Source organism: Arthrobacter sp. H41 (assembly GCF_000520535.1).
Classification (GTDB): Bacteria; Actinomycetota; Actinomycetes; order Actinomycetales; family Micrococcaceae; genus Arthrobacter_D.
On record NZ_AZRZ01000457.1, the window covers coordinates 1 to 5,009 of the forward strand.

A 5,009-nucleotide genomic window follows, 5' to 3' on the forward strand; every position below is an offset into this window, starting at 1 on the left:
GGGATTCGAACCCGCGTGGACGGCTTTGCAGGCCGCTGCCTCGCCTCTCGGCCACCCCACCGTGGCCCAAACGAGCGGCCGCCGGATAACTCTGGTCTAACTCTGGAAATAATCCGGCAGTACAGTGACTTGCGAGCGGACGACGGGATTCGAACCCGCGACATCCACCTTGGCAAGGTGGTGCTCTAGCCAGCTGAGCTACGTCCGCACATGGAATTGAGAAAATTCGACCGCCCGGATGCAGGGCATTTGGCCGGTTTCTTCGCTTTCCAACGAGAGAAAACTCTATAGGACGTCGAGGGGTTCGTCCAATCCGCTCCTTCCCACCCTCTCCCACTTCTAGCGGACCTGCCCTACGGAAGTGTCGGAGCGGGATGACAGACTTGTTCCATGACAGAGCCGCTCCTAGCCCACCCGACCGCCAACGGCCGGATGTACGCCCGGTCGACGACGGAACAACCCTCCGTCCCGTCCATCACCACCGTCATCTCGCAGCTGCCCTCCTCCCTCGGCGGCTGGTTCGGCCATATGGCAGCGACGGCATTGTCGAAGGACCCACGCCTCGCCGGCTCTGCGGGCAAGCCGGCCGAACTGAGGGCTGCTGTCCAGGACGCGTCAAAGGCTGCAGAGCGTTACCGGGACCAGGCGGCCCAGCGCGGCACCCGTGTCCACCACTACTGCGAACAGGTCTCGCTTCGGGCCCTTGATCGCCCGCACGAACTCGATGCAGCGCGGACCGCCCTGGCGCAGAATGGCGAGGAAGGCTTCGCCCAGCGGTTCGACGAGTGGTGGGACCTCTACGACGTCCGCCCGATCGCCCCGGAACTCACCGTCTGGAACTCCGAGCTCGGCTACGCCGGAACGCTCGACCTCGTCGCCACCATCAACGGGCGGATCTGCCTGATCGACTACAAGACGAAGAACACCGACCGCGAAGGTTTCGTCAAGGCACTCGATGACAAGGTCGTCATGCAGCTCGTGGCCGGCATGAAGGCGCAGGAGTCGCTCGTCGACCCGCACGCGGGGCAGTGGGAGGCCTGGAAGTACGGCAAGGAACCGCTGCTCCTGGGAGTGGCCGTGGGCCAGACCGAAGTCCGGGCGATGCGCGCGAACCCCGCTGTCCTCAAGGAACACTGGCTCCGGTTCTGCGCGCTGCGCCGGGCCTGGGAGGCAGGCCTCGCGGCTGACGGCGCCGGCCGCGCCCTGCTCCCGATCGGGCCTCCTCCCTCGCGCAGCGCCGCCCAACCGGTCGCTGCCGCCGCCCTAGACTAGGGAGGTCATTATTTCGCTCCGCCTCCCCAGAAGGATTACCGAATGGCTGTCCTGAGTATCCGGATCATCGGAGATCCTGTCCTTCGAACCCCCGCCGCCAGGGTGACGGACTTCGGGCCCGAGCTGTCGAAGCTCATCACCGACATGGAGGAGACGATGATCAACGTCCAGGGTGCCGGCCTCGCCGCGCCGCAGGTCGGGATCGGGCTCCGAGTCTTCACCTACCGGATCGACGGCTTCGAAGGGCATGTCGTGAACCCTGTGCTCGAGGTGGGCCGGGAGCAGCAGGAGAACGACGACGTCGAGGGCTGCCTCTCAGTACCGGGTCTGGGAAACTTCCTGTCACGCAGCCAGTGGGCGCGGGTGCGCGGGCAGGATCGGCACGGCAATCCGCTGGAAGTCGAAGGCACCGGCATGCTTGCGCGCTGCCTTCAGCACGAGACCGACCATCTTCTGGGCACGCTCTACATCGACCGGCTCGAAGGAGAAGAAAAGCGGGCCGCAATGCGGGCGATCCGCAGTGCCGGCTTCAACTCGGTCACCCAGCAGACCGCCTTCCAGAGGGCGAAGTCCCTGGGGTCGAGCTTCAGCAGGGCGGAACAGCCGGGAGTCGCGGCACCGACCCCCACCGCAGCGCGGCGGAGACCCCGTCCATGAGGATACTCTTCGCCGGAACGCCCTCCGTGGCTGTTCCCTCCCTCGAGGCTCTCTCCGACGCCGGCTTCGATATTGCCGCAGTACTCACCCGGGTGGACGCACCCCAGGGCAGGAAGAGAGTGCTCACGCCGAGCCCGGTCGCTATGCGTGCCGAAGAGCTCGGGCTTCAGGTGATCAAGGCCAACAGGTTCGACGACGCCGTGCTCGCCGAACTCGACGCGCTGGCCCTCGATGCTGCAGCAATCGTCGCCTACGGTGGCCTCGTGCCCGTTCGGGCCCTCACCATTCCACGGCACGGGTGGGTCAACCTGCACTTCTCCCTGCTACCCGCCTGGCGCGGAGCAGCGCCCGTCCAACATGCCGTGCTGAACGGCGACGACGTCACCGGAGCGTCGACGTTCCGCCTTGAGGAAGGGCTGGACACCGGTCCCGTCTTCGGATCGATGACCGAGACGCTCCGCCCGGCCGAGACGAGCGGCGAAGTGCTCGATCGGCTCTCGGTCAGCGGAGCGATGCTGCTGGTGCAGACGCTCTCGGCAATCGACGCCGGCAGCGTCGAAGCGCAGCCCCAGCGCGGCGGCATCACCCTTGCCCCCAAGATCACTCTTGCCGACGCGCGCATCGACTGGAACCAGCCCGCGGTCGCCGTCCGTCGGCGAATCAACGCCGTCACCCCGGAACCAGGGGCGTGGACCACAGCCGGGAACCAACGGATCAAGGTGGGACCCGTGACTCCGCCCGACGAGGCACCTGACAGGAGCCGGCCGGCCGTTTTGCCCGGTCGGGTCCTCGTGCAGGGGAACGACGTCGTCGTCGGCACCGGGACCGGGCCCGTCCTGCTCCGCAGGGTCCAGCCGGCCGGCAAGAAGATCATGGACGCGCCCGACTGGGCGCGGGGAGCACTTGCGCATGGAGAGTTGGTATTTGAATGAGTACGCCGGAGAGCCCCGGAGGGGGCAATACCAGTCGGGGCAGTGACAAGAGGGGCAGCGACAAAAGGATCAGCGACAACGGGGGCAACGCCGGGACTCGCAGGCGCAACGAGCAGGGGCGTGAGCGTAACCGGGGCGGCGAGCGGAAATTCTCCGAGGCCGCTCCGTCGCAGCGCACCCGGCGTGCGGATCCGGCACGGCTGGTGGCGTTCGAAGTGCTGCGCGCCGTCGCAGCGGAGGACGCCTATGCGAACCTCGTGCTGCCGGGAAGCATCAAGAAGCACCGACTCGACCCACGCGATGCCGGTTTCGCCACCGAACTGGCCTACGGGGCCCTCCGGGGACAGGGCACCTACGACGCGGTGCTCGCCCGCTGCGTGGACCGGCCGCTCGACCAGCTCGACCCAGCGGTCCTTGATGCACTGCGTCTCGGTGCCCACCAGCTCCTCGCGATGAGGGTTCCCGCCCATGCGGCGCTGGACCAGACGGTGGGTCTCGTGCGCGCCGTCGTGGGAGCCGGCCCCAGCGGCCTGGTCAACGCCGTCCTGCGGAAAGTCTCAGCCAAGGATGCCGCGGCCTGGGTGGCGGAACTCGTTGCAGGGCAGGGCGACGCAACGAGGATCGCGGCGCTGACCCACAGTCATCCCGAGTGGATCGTGCGAGCGCTCCGGCAGTCGCTCGTGGCCCACGGCAGGGAAGTGACCGAGATCGACGCCCTGCTCGAGGCCGACAACGCCGCCCCGATGGTGAACCTGGTCGCCCTGCCCGGGCTGGGATCGCTGCGGGAAGCCGAGGAAGCAGGTGCTGAACCGGGCAGGTACGCGGAAGGATCGGCCTACCACTCAGGCGGCCAGCTCACCCAACTCAGCGGGATCCGGAACGGTACCGTAAGGGTCCAGGACGAGGGCTCGCAGCTCGTGGCCCGAGCACTCGCCGCCGTCGTCCTCGAGCCGGCACGGCCCGACGCCGGCGAACCGCGCGAGCGGTGGCTCGATCTCTGTGCCGGCCCCGGCGGGAAATCGGCCCTGCTTGCCGCGCTTGCCCAGCCTGCGGGCCACACCCTGGTGGCCAACGAACCGGTGCCGCACCGGGCGCAGCTGGTTCGCCAGGCGCTCAACCCGATCGATCCGGGCACCTGGAGCGTGCGAGTGGGCGACGGGCGCGAGCTCGGGCGGGAGGAGCCCGGGGAGTTCGACCGCGTGCTGGTGGACGCGCCCTGCACGGGCCTTGGTGCCCTGCGGCGGCGGCCGGAGTCGAGGTGGCGGCGGCAGCCGTCCGACCTCGTGGATCTGGCCCCCCTCCAGCGGGATCTCCTGTTCTCCGCGCTCGACGCCGTGCGGCCCGGCGGCGTGGTGGCCTACGCCACCTGCTCGCCGCACCACGCTGAAACGCTTGCCGTGGTGGAGGACTGCCTGCGGAAGCGACCCGGCATGGAACTGCTGGACTCGGGGGCCGTCCTCGATTCCGTGAGCATCGGCGGTCCCCTCGACGCGGGCTCCGGCTCCACCGCCCAGTTGTGGCCCCACGTGCACGGGACCGACGCCATGTTCCTCGCGCTGATCCGCAAGCCCCTCGCCGGCCCATCGGCAGCCTGACACGGGCGGCCGAACGTTCACCCACCCGCACCCCGAAGGACACCATGGCATCCTGCTGCATCCACCCCAGTATCCTCTCCGCCGACTTCGCCAACCTCCAGGCGGAGCTCGAGCGCATCCGGTCAGCCGATGCGGTGCACGTCGATGTCATGGACAACCATTTCGTTCCGAACCTGACGCTGGGGCTTCCCGTCGTGAAGCGGATCCAGGAGGTGAGCCCGTTGCCGCTGGACGTCCACCTGATGATCGACGACGCCGACCGCTGGGCCCCCGCCTATGCGGAACTGGGAGCCGCGTCGGTGACCTTCCACGCCGAGGCGTCCGCGGCGCCGGTTCGGCTCGCCCGCGAGTTGCGGGCGGCCGGAGCCAGGGCAGGAATGGCCCTTCGGCCGGCCACACCGGTGGAGCCCTACCTCGACATGCTGGGGGAGCTGGACCTGCTGCTCGTGATGACGGTCGAGCCCGGGTTCGGCGGGCAGTCCTTCCTTGACCTGACGCTTCCCAAGATCCGGCGTGCCGCCGTTGCCGCCCGCGGCGCGTCGCTGCCCCTGGC

5 protein-coding genes and 1 tRNA gene are annotated in these 5,009 nt (G+C 68.7%); 5 read left to right on the forward strand and 1 reads right to left on the reverse strand.

Translation table 11 applies throughout. The features are described from left to right. Window positions 1-134 precede the first annotated feature (134 nt). Window positions 135-208, reverse strand: a tRNA-Gly gene (locus Y705_RS0101170). Window positions 209-390: 182 nt separating this feature from the next. Between Y705_RS0101170 and Y705_RS0101175 the strand changes: the two genes are divergently transcribed. The 5 genes from Y705_RS0101175 to Y705_RS0101195 form a co-directional block, all read left to right on the forward strand. Continuing rightward, entirely contained in the window at window positions 391-1,272 is an 882-nt protein-coding gene (locus tag Y705_RS0101175; RefSeq protein WP_026531544.1) for a hypothetical protein, read from the forward strand. 42 nt (window positions 1,273-1,314) lie between these two features. Then, window positions 1,315-1,929 (forward strand): peptide deformylase, encoded by a 615-nt coding sequence (gene def, locus Y705_RS16400; protein ID WP_081737680.1) that lies wholly within the window; start codon window positions 1,315-1,317, stop codon window positions 1,927-1,929. Beyond that, entirely contained in the window at window positions 1,926-2,861 is a 936-nt protein-coding gene (gene fmt / locus Y705_RS0101185; RefSeq protein ID WP_026531545.1) for a methionyl-tRNA formyltransferase, read from the forward strand. The genes def and fmt overlap by 4 nt, the downstream gene beginning before the upstream one ends. Then, window positions 2,858-4,456, forward strand: a complete 1,599-nt coding sequence (locus Y705_RS0101190) for an RsmB/NOP family class I SAM-dependent RNA methyltransferase (protein ID WP_026531546.1) — start codon at window positions 2,858-2,860, stop codon at window positions 4,454-4,456. The genes fmt and Y705_RS0101190 overlap by 4 nt, the downstream gene beginning before the upstream one ends. 44 nt (window positions 4,457-4,500) lie before the next feature. Next, on the forward strand, window positions 4,501-5,009 hold a 509-nt coding region (locus Y705_RS0101195; RefSeq protein ID WP_026531547.1), incomplete at its 3' end, for a ribulose-phosphate 3-epimerase.